Source organism: Vibrio sp. SCSIO 43009 (assembly GCF_023716525.1).
In the GTDB taxonomy this organism is placed as follows: domain Bacteria; phylum Pseudomonadota; class Gammaproteobacteria; order Enterobacterales; family Vibrionaceae; genus Vibrio; species Vibrio alginolyticus.
Window position 1 is genome coordinate 353,393 of record NZ_CP071843.1, and the last position, 15,305, is coordinate 368,697.

General features: G+C 46.2%; 12 protein-coding genes. 11 read left to right on the top strand and 1 reads right to left on the bottom strand.

The annotated features are described in order from the left end of the window. Positions 1 to 72: 72 nt before the first annotated feature. The 6 genes from J4N43_RS17255 to gcvA all read left to right on the top strand — a co-directional run bounded on the left by J4N43_RS17255 (position 73) and on the right by gcvA (position 7,238). A complete protein-coding gene (locus J4N43_RS17255; RefSeq protein ID WP_033906862.1) occupies positions 73 to 1,926 on the top strand; it encodes an ABC transporter ATP-binding protein in 1,854 nt (617 codons plus the stop codon). 237 nt (positions 1,927 to 2,163) lie between these two features. After that, positions 2,164 to 3,198, top strand: a complete 1,035-nt coding sequence (locus J4N43_RS17260) for a sensor histidine kinase (RefSeq protein ID WP_053304026.1) — start codon at positions 2,164 to 2,166, stop codon at positions 3,196 to 3,198. Next, complete coding sequence (locus tag J4N43_RS17265; RefSeq protein WP_062730914.1) at positions 3,195 to 3,893, top strand: response regulator transcription factor; 699 nt, start codon at positions 3,195 to 3,197, stop codon at positions 3,891 to 3,893. Before J4N43_RS17260 ends, J4N43_RS17265 begins: the two co-directional genes overlap by 4 nt. A 151-nt stretch (positions 3,894 to 4,044) precedes the next feature. Further along, positions 4,045 to 4,698, top strand: a complete 654-nt coding sequence (locus tag J4N43_RS17270; RefSeq protein ID WP_005375180.1) for a potassium channel family protein — start codon at positions 4,045 to 4,047, stop codon at positions 4,696 to 4,698. Between the two features lies 1 nt (position 4,699). Then, entirely contained in the window at positions 4,700 to 6,064 is a 1,365-nt protein-coding gene (locus tag J4N43_RS17275) for a TrkH family potassium uptake protein (protein WP_062730915.1), read from the top strand. 247 nt (positions 6,065 to 6,311) lie between these two features. Further along, positions 6,312 to 7,238: a transcriptional regulator GcvA gene (gcvA, locus tag J4N43_RS17280; RefSeq protein WP_017635307.1), complete on the top strand. Its 927-nt coding sequence runs from the start codon at positions 6,312 to 6,314 to the stop codon at positions 7,236 to 7,238. Between the two features lie 93 nt (positions 7,239 to 7,331). Here the strand turns inward: gcvA and J4N43_RS17285 are convergent, their stop codons facing one another. Then, the gene (locus tag J4N43_RS17285) at positions 7,332 to 9,068 is read right to left on the bottom strand and encodes a BCCT family transporter (protein WP_044129598.1); all 1,737 of its coding nucleotides are present in this window, start codon (positions 9,066 to 9,068) and stop codon (positions 7,332 to 7,334) included. 319 nt (positions 9,069 to 9,387) lie between these two features. Between J4N43_RS17285 and J4N43_RS17290 the strand changes: the two genes are divergently transcribed. The 5 genes from J4N43_RS17290 (at position 9,388) to J4N43_RS17315 (ending at position 15,265) form a co-directional block, all read left to right on the top strand. Beyond that, positions 9,388 to 10,575, top strand: coding sequence for an aromatic ring-hydroxylating oxygenase subunit alpha (locus tag J4N43_RS17290; RefSeq protein ID WP_053307899.1), 1,188 nt, complete (start codon positions 9,388 to 9,390; stop codon positions 10,573 to 10,575). Between the two features lies 1 nt (position 10,576). Beyond that, positions 10,577 to 12,013: an aldehyde dehydrogenase family protein gene (locus J4N43_RS17295; RefSeq protein ID WP_005385881.1), complete on the top strand. Its 1,437-nt coding sequence runs from the start codon at positions 10,577 to 10,579 to the stop codon at positions 12,011 to 12,013. 142 nt (positions 12,014 to 12,155) lie between these two features. Beyond that, on the top strand, positions 12,156 to 13,589 hold the full coding sequence (locus J4N43_RS17305; protein WP_062730916.1) for an FAD-dependent oxidoreductase: 1,434 nt from the start codon (positions 12,156 to 12,158) through the stop codon (positions 13,587 to 13,589). A gap of 12 nt (positions 13,590 to 13,601) precedes the next feature. After that, positions 13,602 to 14,918 (top strand): NAD(P)/FAD-dependent oxidoreductase, encoded by a 1,317-nt coding sequence (locus J4N43_RS17310; protein WP_053350066.1) that lies wholly within the window; start codon positions 13,602 to 13,604, stop codon positions 14,916 to 14,918. Then, positions 14,915 to 15,265, top strand: a complete 351-nt coding sequence (locus J4N43_RS17315) for a EutQ-related cupin domain-containing protein (RefSeq protein ID WP_053350067.1) — start codon at positions 14,915 to 14,917, stop codon at positions 15,263 to 15,265. The genes J4N43_RS17310 and J4N43_RS17315 overlap by 4 nt, the downstream gene beginning before the upstream one ends. The last annotated feature ends 40 nt before the right edge of the window (positions 15,266 to 15,305 follow it).

Below are 15,305 nucleotides of genomic sequence, written 5' to 3' on the forward strand. Positions count from 1 at the left end.
ATTTTACTGACTTTTGTATCAAAAGATAGTAAAACGTTCGCAAATTCATTCGCGGTACCTAAAGTCATTGTTATGTTCAATTGGTTTGAAAAGCTGACCCAACCCTTTCCCCAGATGGAAACCGAAAAGCCACCGAAGACGCTATTTGGCTTTTGTCGTTTTTACACTCGTGGCTTTGAAGCCCCTTTACTCGTTATGGCTGTGTTCAGTGCGCTTATTGCCATTACTGAGGTGACGCTGTTGCGTTATATGGGCGAGCTCGTCGATATTCTCTCTAATCAAGATCGCGCAACATTCTGGCAAGACCAGGGTGATCGCATGCTAATGATGCTGTTCTTAGTGGCGGTTGTGATGCCAGCTCTCGGTTTTGTCCACTCAATGGTGATGCACCAAACGTTATTGGGTAACTACCCGATGTCTATCCGTTGGTTGATTCACCGTTACTTGCTAAAACAAGCGGTTGGATTTTTCCAGCGTGACTTTGCAGGCCGAGTTGCGACCAAAGTGATGCAAAGTGCGTTAGCGGTACGAGAAACGGTCATGAAGCTGGTGGATGTACTGGTTTATATCAGCGTTTATTTTCTTTCGATGCTTTGGATGATGGGCGAAGCCGATGGTTTGCTAATGCTACCTATTGTGATTTGGATAGGAATGTACGCGGTTATCCAGTTCTACTTTATCCCTAAAATGAAACAAGTAGCGACAGAGCAAGCGGATGCTCGTTCTGTAATGACTGGGCGCATTGTCGATTCTTACACCAACATATCTACCGTAAAGCTATTCGCGCACTCGCAACGAGAGTTGGAATACGCAGAAAGCAGCATGAAGCAATTTTTGGTGACGGTTTACCGTCAAATGCGCATGGTGACTTGTTTACTGTTTAGTGTGGATGCCATCAACTATTTGCTGCTGATGTCTATTAGTGCCATTTCGGTTTATCTATGGCTAGATCACGCTGTAACAATTGGTGCTATTGCGATTGCCATCAGTATTGCATTGCGCGTACAAGGTATGTCGAAGTGGATCATGTGGGAAGTTAGCGCACTGTTTGAAAACATCGGTACAGTAGTAGACGGTATTAATACGATTTCAAACGATGTTGAAGTGAAAGACGTACCAAATGCTAAGCCTTTGCAAATCTCCCAAGGTGAGATCTGCTTTGATCACGTAGGTTTTAACTACAGTGACGAGAAGGCGGTATTTGAGAACTTGAACCTGACTATCAAACCGGGCGAAAAAGTCGGCATTGTCGGTCGTTCTGGGGCAGGTAAATCCACGTTGGTCAACTTGTTGCTGCGTTTTTACGACGTAAATACCGGTAAGATTTGTATTGATGGACAGGACATTTCTCAAGTCGAACAAGAGTCGCTTCGCCAACACATCGGTATGATCACGCAAGACACCTCTTTGCTGCATCGTTCAATTAAAGAGAACATTCTTTACGGTGATCCAGATGCTTCAATGGATGCCGTTATCGCAGCTGCTGAGAAAGCACATGCTCATGATTTCATTCAATCTCTACGAGACGAGCAAGGTAACGTTGGCTATGACGTTGAAGTGGGTGAACGCGGTGTGAAGCTGTCTGGTGGTCAGCGTCAACGTGTGGCGATTGCTCGCGTTCTGCTGAAAAACGCGCCAATTTTGATCATGGATGAAGCAACGTCTGCACTTGATTCAGAAGTAGAATCGGCAATTCAAGAAAACCTTGAAGTTCTGATGGAAGGAAAAACAGTGATTGCGATTGCTCACCGTTTATCAACGATTGCCGCGATGGATCGTTTGATTGTAATGGATGACGGCAAAATCATTGAGCAAGGCTCGCATTACGAGCTGCTGCAATTGGGTGGTGTTTACGCTCAGTTGTGGAAGCATCAAACCGGCGGATTTTTGTCTGAGCAAGGTGATGCTCAACTGCAAGTCATCTAATATGACGCTACACGAAAGAGGAGCAAATGCTCCTCTTTTTTGTGTCTGTCGTTTATACCGAGTAAGTAGGCGTTAATGGGCAACGTTAACTTGTGATTATTCATTGAGTTAGGCCAACTTAATGATGATTATGTTTATAACTCACTGTCGTTATTGAATTTTTTACGCTTTTTTTACGCGAACTCCGAATGGGCTTTTGCTAAAGTTTTCTACATCGAATTTTGGTTGATGTATTTTATGTTTGTTCAATGGCGAGATAACACCTCTCTCTTTTCTACTACCGTGATTGTTGGTGCGGTTGTCGTCTCATGGCTGTTAGACCAACTGTTTGGCTCTACAGCCGCAGTCCTGCTGATTTTACAGTTAGCGGTCGTGGTAGTGGCGTTTCAATGCAACTCGCGATTCGCTTATGCGGCGGCGGTGATCGAAGCGTTGAGCTTCAACTTCTTTTTCACGACGCCTCGTTACTCTTTGCAGATGTTTCGTCCGGAAGACATTTTTAATTTAGTCGTGTTTATGGTGGTGGCTTTTATCACCAGCACCTTTGCGGATCTTTATCGTCGGCAGCAGGGAGAGTTAAAACAAACCAAGCTGCAAAACAGCATCCTGCTATCGGTGTCCCATGACCTACGCACGCCGCTAGCAACCATTATTGGAACACTGACCACACTCAACGAGTACATGCCCAAGCTCGATGACTTAGAGCGTAAAGAATTGCTCGACAGTGCGACTTCAGAAAGCCATCGCTTGCATCAATATATCGAGAACCTCTTACAGGCGACTAAGCTCCAGCACGGCACATTAAAAATTACCAAAAAAGATGAGCCTATTGCGAATATTGTGCGGGATGCGGTTTCTCGTTTGCCGAATTACACCGAGAAAGTATCCATGAATATGGATGATGCCGTTGGCTATTTGTCAGTAAGTCGTTCGCTCATCGAACAAGCGATTTTTAATGTGCTGGATAATGCCATGCGATTTTCGCCAGAGAATGAATCTGTTGAGGTTTCACTTTCTAAGCAGGGTTCGTCGTGCGTGATTGATGTTCGGGACATGGGGATTGGCATCAAAGCTGAAGATGCGGAAAAAATATTCAACCTTTTCTATTCCGGCGCGAACAACAAATCGGCCGATTCAGGCACCGGAATGGGACTCGCGGTTGCCAAAGGCATCATCACCGCACACCAAGGATATATTCAATCTATGCCAGTATCAGAAGGGACGCTGATCCGCATTCGACTTCCACTCAATCAAGGAGCAGAGCAGGCGTGAGTTACAAAGTTTTAGTCGTGGACGATGAGCCTCGCATTCATACCTTTATTCGAATTTCGCTGTCTGCTGAAGGGTTTGATTACATTGGCGCGAGTACCATTGCAGAAGCCAAAGCGTGTTTCGAAGCGTATTCGCCGCACGTCATTCTGCTAGATTTAGGCTTGCCCGACGGCGATGGGGCGGAGTTTCTCACTACGCTTCGTCAGACGTATAAAACGCCAGTGCTAGTGCTGACAGCTCGCGATCAAGAAGAGGAAAAAATCCGCCTTTTAGAAGCAGGCGCGAATGATTACTTGAGCAAGCCTTTTGGCGTAAAAGAGCTCATCGCGCGCATCAAAGTGCTGGTTCGAGATTTGGTGGATGAGCAAACCGTCGCTGATGAGCTGGTGGCTGGCCGAGTCAAAATCATCAAAAGTACTCACCAATTTTGGTTGGATCAGAGGGAAATTCCACTCACCAAGAAAGAGTTTTCTTTCATTGAACAGTTGATTCTCAAGCCGGGAAAACTCATTGAGCAAACTCATTTGCTAGCGGTGATTTGGGGAAAAAGTCATGTCGAAGATACTCACTACTTACGTGTGTTAGTGAGTCAACTACGCAAAAAACTGAACGATAGTGCTGATGAACAGCGGCTATTAAAAACCGAGCCGGGGTTGGGTTATCGTTTAGTGCTAGAGGCGTCCAAGCACCACTAAATTCCAAATTTAATCAACGTTAATGCCAAGGTTTAGTGCTGGTTATCGGCACTCGAACAGGATTCGTGTTGCCTATTTTCCGTGACGGAAAATCAGTCTAACCCTTAACGCATTAGCATTTTCTATACATAAAACACAGTTAGGTATTGATATGGCTCACTTTACAGTAATTGGTCTAGGGCGATTTGGCGTTGCCGCCAGCTTAGAACTTATTCATCTTGGACACACCGTAACGGGGGTGGATAGCGACCCGAAAATCGTCGAAAAATACGTCGAAGAGTTAACGCAAGCGGTCATATGTGACGCAACAGACGAAGGTGCACTCAGAGAGTTAGCGTTAGCGAACAGTGATGTGGTGTTGGTGGCGATTGGCGAAGACATGCAAGCCAGTTTGTTGTGTACGCTGGCGCTGAAAAATCTGGGTGTGAAATCTATTTGGGTCAAAGCGAGCACCAAAGCACACCACACCATCGTGTCTAAGCTTGGTGTACAACGCATTATTCATCCGGAAGAGGAGATGGGCGTAAGAGTCGCGCAGGCACTCAACTATCCGATGGTGAACAACTATTTGGAAATGGGGCATGGTTTGTATGTGGTGGAAATCCACGTTAAATCCAATCTGCACGATACGCCGCTTTCTAAGTTGATCAGCCGAGGCAGTTACAACATTCAGCCTATCTTGGTGAAGCGCGAAGAAGCCGTCTACACCAATATCAATGATGAGTTTGTGCTTAATGAGTTCGACACGCTGTTGCTTTGCGGTAGTCGCGCTGAGCTGAAATACGTCGCTCCAAGGTTGGTGTAACATGGTTTTGTGGCATCCCTCTGTTATCCCAATCGAGCGAAAACCCAAAGCGGGCAAAAAATTGTTGGGCGCACCGCCATTAATACTTAGCCTCAGCTTTGCGTGCTTGATCATGCTCGGCACGGTCTTACTCAAACTGCCGATTGCCACCACAGAGCCCATCACTTGGATTCAAAGCCTGTTTACAGCAACATCGGCCATTACGGTGACGGGATTAGTTGTGGTGGACACGGGCACGGCGTTTACGCCTTTTGGGCAAGTGGTTATTGCTTTCCTGATTCAATGTGGTGGCCTAGGTTTGATGACGTTTGCTATCGTGACCTTGCTGGCTCTGGGCGGAAAAATTGGCTTTTTGGAGCGAGCAGTCGCGAGAGAGGCGTTCAACCAGACTGATTCATCGACACTCATTGCCACTGCTAAATCTGTATTGATGTTCGCTCTGCTCGTTGAACTTATTGGTTTCACTATTTTGAGCGTTTATTGGAGTGAAGAGCTGGGCTGGGAAACCAGTTTGTTCCATGGTTTCTTCTACACCATCAGTGCGTTTAACAATGCAGGTTTTGCGTTGAGTGCCGATAGCTTAATGCCTTACGTGGACGACCCGGTCGTTAACTTCACCATTACCAGTTTGTTCATTATTGGTGGTTTAGGCTTCTCGGTTTGGATTGACTTAAAACGCAATCGCCGTTGGCATCGACTCACCGTTTACAGTCGAATGATGATCTTAGGCACGATGATCATTAACGTGGTGGCACTTATCGCGATTTATCTGATTGAATATGACAACCCCAACACGCTTGCCCCGTTGAGCGAAGCAGGGAAATGGTGGGCATCGTGGTTTCAAGCGGTGACGCCAAGAACGGCAGGGTTCAACACTTTAGCTATCGATCAGTTGGAAGATGCCACAACGGCGATCATTCTGGTGTTGATGTTTATCGGCGGTGGATCATTGAGTACGGCAAGTGGCATTAAAGTTGTGACATTTATAGTGTTAGTCTTGGCGACTTACAGCTATTTGCGTCGCGATGAAGCAACCTATGCCTTTCAACGCGAGATTCCCAAAGAGACCATCAGCAAGGCATTGGCGCTGACTCTGATCTCGGTGGGGGTGACTTGGTTTGCCATATTCACGCTGTTACTGACAGAGAAAGCGTCTATGTTAGACATTATGTTCGAAGCGGTCTCGGCACTGGGTACGGTTGGGTTATCGCGAGGCTTAACGGGCAGTTTGTCCGAACCGGGTGAGTTAGTGATCATCTTCATGATGTTTATGGGACGATTAGGGCCTCTTACATTAGCGTACTTCTTAGCCAGTCCAAGAAAGAAAAAAGCGCGTTACGCGAGTACTAAACTGGCAATAGGGTAAATGGGCTAACTCGTACAAAGTGAGCAAAAGGCTAGACAAAAGAGGAGTAACTGCTCCTCTTTTTGTGCTCGTTGTAGCCACGAAACTGTATACGGCAGTCTCTCTCACAACAATTTATGATTCATCTCTATTTTTTATCATTTATAAATTGTCGTTTTTGAGGTGTTGTCCAGAATGGCATTATCCACGTGCAACATAAGATTGCCGGGAATAAAAATAATTACAATACTGCCTTACTGGAAGATACATGAAAATCAAACCCCTCCCACCTTTAAATAGCCTCGTTGCGTTTGAAGCGTCGGCGCGGCACTTGAGTTTTACATTAGCCGCTGACGAGCTAAACGTGACCCAAGGTGCTATCAGTCGCCAAATTAGACAATTAGAAGAATACTTAGGCAAGGCTATGTTCACGCGAGCCAATCGAAGCATTAATTTAACGCCTACAGGTCTTCAATATTATCAAGCTGTCAGCCAATCTTTGCTCGATATTGCTCAAATCACGGGTGAAGTGAAGAAGTGGCAGGGCGAACAAAAGATCACGGTTGCGACGACAAATGCAATGGCAGCCTTGTGGTTGTTGCCTAAGGTTGCTCAATTTCAAAATGAACATGATGACATCGATATAAGGATATTGGCCTCAGATAATGTGTTGGACTTACGCCGATTAGATTGCGATATCGCCTTGTTTTATTGTCGCACTCCACCTGCGGAAATGGACGTGACAACGCTATTTTCAGAAGAAGTATTCCCTGTGTGTAGCCCGCTTTATCTAGAGAAAATCGGCCAGCCTAGTAAGCCAGAAGAAATCTTCAATAAAACGTTACTCTATCTGGAAGAGTCTCAAAGAGATTGGGTGAATTGGGAGCAGTGGTTTGCGAGTGTAGGATTGCCAAATATTTCGCCTCGTAATCGCATGAACATCAATAACTATCCAATGCTGTTACAAGCGGCAATTAATGGTCAGGGAATCGCGTTAGCCTGGGGGTCATTAGTGGACGACTATTTACAAAGCGGTGCTTTAGTTAGGCCAGTCGAACACGTGCTTTCAACACCTTCCAATTTCTCTATGCTTGAACCTAAAAATAGAGGTTTAATCCCAGCAAGCGTCAAGCGTTTTAGAGAGTGGCTTTTGCAACAGTTGCCAGATGAGGTGGGTGATCGAGGTTTAGCCTAAATCAATAAGCAGAGAAAATAACAGAGTTTGGTCATGTTAAAAAGCGGGAGTACCAGTTCCCGCTTTGTTTTAATTGATTGATGAAACGACGCACTAACTTAGTACTGGTCCCTGATTGAGTGTGGAATCATCTTTTAGTGAGGATGTTGAAGCGATAGGCTCGGAAACCACTGTTTTGCTTTCAACAAGCGGTTCAACAGGACCATCAAGTTTCTCTTGCTCTGGGTGAACATGCTCAGGAAGCATTGCCCATGGCTTAGGTTCGCGTCGAATACTATGAAACAGCGTTAAGCTCATCACTGCGATAAAAATGGCGATAGGGAAACCGGCAATAATGGAGGCCGTTTGCATTGCTTTTAACCCTCCTGCGTATAGAAGTACTCCCGCAATGGCTGCGATCATGATCCCCCACAATACGCGTATAGAGGTAGGAGGCTCACTGTGCCCAGCGGCATCGAGGGTACATAGAACCAAGGTACCCGAGTCTGCGGAGGTAATGAAATAAGTACCGAGTAATAGACACGCAAGCACGCTAAGTAGTTTACCAAACATACCTGTATCTAGATTGTCGAATAGCGTAAACAAAGCGCGTGTCGTATCGGCTTTAGTCGCTTCAAGAATCGGGCCGCCAGAAAAATCCGCAGGTGGTGTTTGTTTGGCTTCTTGTGCCGCAGTGACTTGCTCTTGATGAGCAACACGAGCGTCTTGCTCTACCTTCAACGCTGCACCACCAAATACTGAAATCCATAAAAACGTGATTAGCGTAGGTACGATTAATGCGCCACCGATAAGTTCACGTATTGTGCGTCCTTTAGAGATACGAGCTACAAACATGCCAACGAAAGGCGCCCAAGTCATCCACCAAGGCCAGTAATAAGCCGTCCACCAGTTTTGCCAGCCAGAGTCATTCTGTGCATCGCTCCATAAGCTCATACCGACAATGTTTTGTGCATAAAGCCCCGTACTTTCGAGTAGCGTATTTAAGATATAGCGAGTTGGACCAATGTAAAGTACGACTAGCACGAGTGCGAGTGAAAGCAGCATGTTCCATTCTGATAAACGGCGAATACCTTTTCCTACACCAGATAGCACCGACGCAACCGCACAAGTACAAAGGGAAACGATAATAAAGAGTTGAATCCCCAAACTAATGTCTAGACCAAAGGCTTGATTCAAACCAGAGTTTATTTGGATAACTCCCATCCCCAAGGTTTGAGAGATACCGAAAGCAGTCACCGCGACTGTTAGGATATCAACCGTGTGCCCGATAGGCCCATAAATACGATCACCAATCAAAGGGTACAAGATAGAGCGTAGGGTAAAAGGCAGATCTTTACGGTAGGAAAAGTAAGCTAATGCGAGTGCAACAATGATAAAGACAGACCAAGGATGTAGACCCCAGTGAAAGAATGTCAGTTTCATTGATGTTGTTGCGGCTTCATTGGTCAGGCCTTGAGTAAATGGGTTGTCAGCGTAATGCCACATCGGTTCGGCGACCGACCAGAAAATTAAGCCTATCCCCATGCCTCCGGAAAAAAGCATGGATACCCAAGACAAATAACTAAACTCTGGTTTTTCGTCATCTTTACTCAAACGAATATGTCCATATCGACTAACCATAAGGTAAAGAAGAAAACCGACAACGAGTGAAACAAGTCCGATGTAAAACCACTTCATATTCTGCAGCAAAATGCCGGAAATCGTTTCGAAGTATTGGCCCGCTTGGTTGGCGAGAATGGCGCAGAAAAGTACAAAACCGATAACGACGATCTTTGATGCGATAGTCACAGTCGGATTGAGTCCTTTCAATATCCCAGATGTTGCTCTCATAGGCATCCCTCACAGTGCGTTTGTTTTAGCGTTATTGTTTGTTGCGTTATTGTTAATTTTTGAAAGAGAGTAGAGAGAGGGCTTTTGTGTTTCAACTGATTAATACTCATCGGTTAATGAGTATTAATCATGACAAGAAGATCATTGTTAATTAAAAGGTTATTTTTTTGTTCGAGATCAATGCATGAATGACAAAAACTCATCCAAGCCCGGCGAAAAAGTCGTTTGTTTGTTGCCGGGTTGTTAATCAAAATCATCTCCACTAACACAACACGATGTTGTACGCACTGGATGCAACTCGACTCTCGGAGATAAGAATATGAGCAATGTCAACCAAACCATTATTCCTGTTGAACTTGTTGATAATGTACTGAACCCAATCAGTGAAGCAACAGGAATGCCGAATCAGGCCTACACCAGCGAAGAGTATTTTACTTTTGAGCGTGATCAGGTGTTTGGTAACACTTGGGTATGTATTGGTTTTGCATCAGACCTGCTTAAAAATGGTTATGTGATGCCACTTGATTTCATGAATCTTCCACTACTCATGATGAGAAATCGCCAAGGTGAAGTCCAAGTTTTCCACAACGTATGTAGTCATCGTGGTATGAAGCTGGTGCATGAGGCAGGCGAAGTTCAAGGCATGATTCGCTGTCCTTACCATTCATGGACGTACGATCTTGACGGCAATCTAAAAGGCACACCACACATTGGTGGTATCGCAAAACACAAAGATGACCGATTTAAGTGTGAAAAACATGGCCTTAAGCCACTTCGTTCAGCCGTTTGGATGGACATGGTATTCGTCAACTTATCGGGCAATGCTGAAAGCTTTGAAGAGCATATCGCGCCGCTAGAGCAACGTTGGCAGCAATTCTTAGGTGAAGAAGGATTAGGGCTTCTTCGCCGCGTGAACATGGGTGGCAACTTAGAGATAGAAGTGAAAAGTAACTGGAAGCTTGCCGTAGAAAACTACTGTGAAGCTTACCACTTACCTTGGGTGCATCCGAGTTTGAACAGTTATTCTCGCCTAGAGGATCACTACAACATCATGTTTGCAGAGCGTTTCGCTGGCCAAGGTAGTCTCGCATACAACCTCTCTGATACTGCAGGTACACACTTACCTAAATTTCCAAGCTGGCCAGAAGATAAACTGCGTCATGCAGAATATGTTGCACTCTTTCCAAACGTGTTGCTTGGTATTCAAGCCGATCATGCCTTTGCAATGATGATTGAACCAATCACTGCGAATAAGAGTGTTGAGCACCTACGTGTTTTCTATGTGGGTGATGAAGCAACGAAAGATGAGTTCGCTGCGTGCCGTACTGCTACCGTTGAGTCATGGCGAGTCGTATTCGGCGAAGATATTGGAGCGGTCGAAGGTATGCAGGAAGGTCGTTACTCACCTGGCTTTGGTGGTGGCGTGTTCTCACCAGAAATGGATGTTCCGACGCATTTCTTTCAAACCTGGTTGGCAAAGCAAGTGAAAGCGGCACTGGAGCAGTAATATGATGCATTACCTTAATTATATTGATGGTGAGTGGTGCGATTCAGAGCAAGCGCTGACCGTCATGAACCCTGGCACAGCCGAAGCGTATGCGACGGTTGCAGAAGCCACTATCACCGATGCAGATCGCGCAATGGCAGCGGCACGTCGAGTAGTCAATCAAGGCGTTCTTTCGGACGTTCGTCCAGCCGTCAGAACCGAGTGGATGTTAAAAGCCGCCGCGGCTATTCGTGAAATGGTTGATGAAGGTGGGTTAGTTGCCTGCCGTGAAAATGGGAAATCTTTGCAAGATGCCAAAGATGAGTTTTTAGAATCGGCACGTTACTTCGAATACTACGCTGGCATGGCCGACAAGCTGGAAGGCACGTCAATTCCGTTGGGTAAAGATTATGTCGATTTCACCCAATATGTGCCGTTTGGTGTGTCAGTGCAGATTGTGCCGTGGAATTTCCCAGTTTCTATTTGTGCACGCTCATTAGCACCTGCATTAGCTGCTGGTAACGCAGTGGTGATCAAATCGCCAGAGATTTCCCCACTCGCTATGACGTTGTTGATTAAAGCGATTGAAAAAGCGGGTTTCCCAAAAGGCGCGATTAACTTGCTATGTGGCAAAGGCTCCGTAGTTGGCAGCCACTTGGTGCAGCATCAAGACGTTGATCAAATTGTCTTTACAGGTTCTGTGCCGACCGGCCAACGCATACTGAAAGATTCAGCGCAACGCGCCACACCATCTGTGATGGAGCTGGGTGGTAAATCGGCCGCTATCGCACTGAAAGATGTGAGTCTCGAAACGCTTTTACAAAGCGTTCAAGTCGGTATTTTCTTTAACGCTGGTCAAGTTTGTTCGGCAATGTCTCGTTTGCTAATTCAAAAAGAGCGTTATGAAGAAGTAAAAGCGGCGGTAGTGAAAATGGCGCAAGACCTAACCATTGGTCAAGGTGAAAGCCAGCCGGATATAACACCGTTGGTATCGGCTGATCAACAAGCGCGCGTGCTTGAAATGATAGAACAAGCAAAAGCCGACGGCGCGAACATCCTAACGGGTGGATACGCCCCTGATTTGTCGGGTTACTTTGTGGCACCGACGGTGATTGAAGCCTCACCAGATATGCGTATTGCTCAAGAAGAAGTGTTTGGTCCTGTACTGGTAATTACACCGTTTGAAACCGAGCAAGAGGCCGTTGAAATCGCGAATGGCACCGATTTTGGCCTGGTCGCTGGTGTCTTTGGTGAAAGCCTAAACCAAACATTGCGTGTGGCACAGCAACTGCGTGGTGGACAAGTGTTCATCAATGAATGGTTTGCTGGTGGCATCGAAACACCATTTGGTGGCGTGGGCTTGTCCGGGTTTGGGCGAGAAAAAGGACAAGAAGCGATTTATAGCTACGTCCAGACACGCAATATTGCCATTCGTTTGCAGCAAGACAGCAACGTATAGCTACCGTGTAACTGTATTTTCATCACCTCGTACCGGCTTGGATTTCAGACCACAAGCTAGGACGAGGTTGATGGAATCACAACAAATCTGACAGCGGTTTGTAAACACGGAAATTCTGAACAAGGTAGTTGGAGTATAAGTGATGAGAAAGTGGCTCTGTATTATTTGCGGCTTAATCTATGATGAAGCACAAGGTTGGCCATCCGATGGAATTGCACCAGGAACAGCATGGGAAGATGTACCGGATGACTGGTTATGTCCTGACTGTTTAGTGGGTAAGGCCGATTTTGAAATGATCGAAATCACCGACGATGCGCCACTAGAAGAGGTTGCAGCTGTGTCTTCGGTGTCGGTAGAAGCGTCTGTTCAGCCAAATACGGCTCAGCCTCTTCCATCTGAAGTTACTCAACCTGTATTCTCAAATGACCCTATCGTTATCATCGGTAGTGGCCACAGTGGTTACCAGTTGGCGGCGGCACTTAGAGCGCAATCTGAGACGGTTCCGATCACTGTCTTTACCGCTGATGATGGCGCTTTGTACAGCAAACCAGCATTGTCTAATGCACTGGTCATGAATAAAGACGGCGACGCGCTACAAAGTGAGAGCGCGTTGGAGTGGGAAAGCCGTCTCAATATCCGAGTTTACCCGCATACCCGTGTTGAACAGATCGATCGTGCCAATTCAACGTTACATACCTCCATCGGTAAATACGCCTACAGCCGCTTGGTACTGGCAACAGGTGCATCACCGATTGAAATCCCAATTGAGGGCGATCGCTCTTGGGTTATGAGTGTGAACGACTTAGTTGATTACCGCCGTTTCAGAGCGGAGCTGCAAGACAAAAAGCGCATCGCGATCCTAGGTGATGGCTTAATTGGCTGTGAGTTCGCAAATGATCTGATCGAAAGCGGTTATGAAGTAACAGTTATCGGTTTGGGTCAATGGCCAATGGAGCGTTTGATCCCGCAACAGTTGGGTGAATCATTACAAAGCGCACTTGCCGATCGAGGCGTGCAATGGGCTCTACAAGACAGTATCACCAGAATCGAACCAAGGTCGGAATCTAGTGCGGTTTTACATCTAAACAGTGGCAAGCAGATTGAAGCAGATCTAGTGCTGAGCGCGGTTGGACTCAAGCCAAATGTTTCTCTGGCTGAGCAAGCAGGGCTCGAAGTGGGCCGCGGCATTAAAGTGAATCAATTCGGCCAGACGAGTGATGAGAATATTTACTCGCTAGGTGACTGTGTTGAAACTGAGCAAGGTTGGCAGCCCTATATTGCACCGATTAATCAAATGATCCCTTCTGTAGCGAAAAGCTTGCTAGGCGATGTCGCCCCTATCTCGTTAACACCAACTCCAGTGATTGTAAAAACGCCGATTCTTCCACTCACGATTTTCACGGTAGCCGCTGAAGAACAGGGACAATGGTACATCGAGACCCAAGCAGATGAATTGACCGCTGCGTTTTATTCACCAGAAGGAGCAATGCTCGGTTTTGCGTTGCTAGGAAGAAAAGTACAGTCATTACGCGGCCCTTGGCTAGATCAATTGTCATTGAAACTGTCAGCAGCGTAGCGGAGAAAAAAGATGATTCATTTACCCAATGATGACGTGACGTGTGGTTGGTACCATGCGTTGCCAAGTATTCCAGAAAAATCGGCGTTAAAAGGTAAACAAAGTGCTGACTATGCCGTGTTAGGTGCCGGTTTCGCAGGCCTAGCTATGGCAAGACGTTTAGCTGAACTTATGCCTAATGCACGAATTATACTGATTGATGCGCAACGTATCGGCCAAGGGGCTTCAGGAAGAAATTCGGGCTTTGTTATCGATTTGCCTCATAAGTTTTCACTTGAGCATCCCGACCCTGAGCACAAGCAAAAGTTATTATCACTCAACCGTTCTGCGATTGCTCAGCTAAACACTTTAGTGTCGAAGCACAGTATTTCTTGTCAGTGGTCAGCAAAGGGCAAATATCAAGGAGCCGTAGGGGCGCGCGGTGAAGCGTATCTCGATCACTTTGAGCACCTAATGAAAGACCTTGGCGAACCATACTTCCATGTTAATGGCAGTGAGCTGGCGAAAGTCTTGGGAACAAACTACTACAGCCGCGCAATTTACACGCCAGGTGGTTATTTAATGCAACCTGCTGCTTTGGTGCGTGGGCTAGGGGAAAGCCTTCCAGAGAACGTCGAGGTGTTAGAGAACTCGCCAATCCGCAAGCTCAGTAAAGAAAACGGTTACTGGGTATTACATGGAGATAGTGGTTCTGTTGAAACCACTGAACTGTTACTTGGCACCAGCATTTTTACTCGGGAGTTTGGTTATCTTAAAAACAGATTACTGCCAGTGATGACGTTTGCAAGCTGGACGCGTCCATTGACCGACGCAGAAATGCAACGATACGGAGGTGAGCTGAATTGGGGCCTAACCCCAGCTGATCATGCGGGAACGACGTTACGTATGACCGCTGATCGACGTATTTTGATCCGCAATACTTACAAATACGTGCCGAAGTATGGCTCAAGCATGAACGATAAAGTCAGAGAGCAAATCCGAGACGATCATCGTCAAGTCTTTTTGGCGCGTTACCCCGAGCTGGCCGACGTACCATTTACTCACACATGGGGTGGGGTATATGCCATCTCTCGTAACTTTACTAACTTTTTTGGGCAATTAGATGAAGGTGTTTATGCCAGCGCTTGTGACAATGGTGTTGGCGCTGCGTGGGGAACCATTTCTGGAACGCTGTTAGCTGACTATGTCGTTGGTGCGACATCTAAATCATTGGATGACATACAGCAAGTGACAGGAATGCCTTGTTTGAATCCGCCAGAGCCTTTTTTAGGCATGGGAGTAAAAACGCGTATCCAATTAGCAAAATGGCAAAGCCGGAGTGAATTATGAAGCAAGTCAAACTCGTTGATAGTAAAAACCTAGATTTTAATGTTCGTGGTGATACGCCGGGAATGGCGTACGTAGCCCGAGCGTTAAGCCCGGAAATTTCACCAAACATTGGCGTAGGCTTTGCTAAATGGGAAGACGCTCAAGTGGCTTGGACGGTGCTTTATGATGAAGTTATTTTCGTGATTGAAGGCTGTTTCGAGCTGACCGCAAATGGTGAAACACATTTTGTGCACCCAGGTCAGATGCTGTGGATACCGGAAGGAACTGAATTGGTTTATGGTGGGCATGCTCTGTTCGGCTATGTGGTTCATCCAGGAAACTGGAAAGAGTTACATGGTATTGAATGACTTTTATCATTTAGTAGTGTCTCGGAAAGGCAAAACAAAA

Excerpts from the sequence above, each read along its gene's own strand:
- J4N43_RS17255 (WP_033906862.1), top strand. The coding sequence starts at position 73 with ATGTTCAATTGGTTTGAAAAGCTGACCCAACCCTTTCCCCAGATGGAA.
- J4N43_RS17260 (WP_053304026.1), top strand. The coding sequence starts at position 2,164 with ATGTTTGTTCAATGGCGAGATAACACCTCTCTCTTTTCTACTACCGTG.
- J4N43_RS17270 (WP_005375180.1), top strand. The coding sequence starts at position 4,045 with ATGGCTCACTTTACAGTAATTGGTCTAGGGCGATTTGGCGTTGCCGCC.
- J4N43_RS17275 (WP_062730915.1), top strand. The coding sequence starts at position 4,700 with ATGGTTTTGTGGCATCCCTCTGTTATCCCAATCGAGCGAAAACCCAAA.
- gcvA (WP_017635307.1), top strand. The coding sequence starts at position 6,312 with ATGAAAATCAAACCCCTCCCACCTTTAAATAGCCTCGTTGCGTTTGAA.
- J4N43_RS17285 (WP_044129598.1), bottom strand. The coding sequence starts at position 9,068 with ATGAGAGCAACATCTGGGATATTGAAAGGACTCAATCCGACTGTGACT.
- J4N43_RS17290 (WP_053307899.1), top strand. The coding sequence starts at position 9,388 with ATGAGCAATGTCAACCAAACCATTATTCCTGTTGAACTTGTTGATAAT.
- J4N43_RS17295 (WP_005385881.1), top strand. The coding sequence starts at position 10,577 with ATGATGCATTACCTTAATTATATTGATGGTGAGTGGTGCGATTCAGAG.
- J4N43_RS17305 (WP_062730916.1), top strand. The coding sequence starts at position 12,156 with ATGAGAAAGTGGCTCTGTATTATTTGCGGCTTAATCTATGATGAAGCA.
- J4N43_RS17310 (WP_053350066.1), top strand. The coding sequence starts at position 13,602 with ATGATTCATTTACCCAATGATGACGTGACGTGTGGTTGGTACCATGCG.
- J4N43_RS17315 (WP_053350067.1), top strand. The coding sequence starts at position 14,915 with ATGAAGCAAGTCAAACTCGTTGATAGTAAAAACCTAGATTTTAATGTT.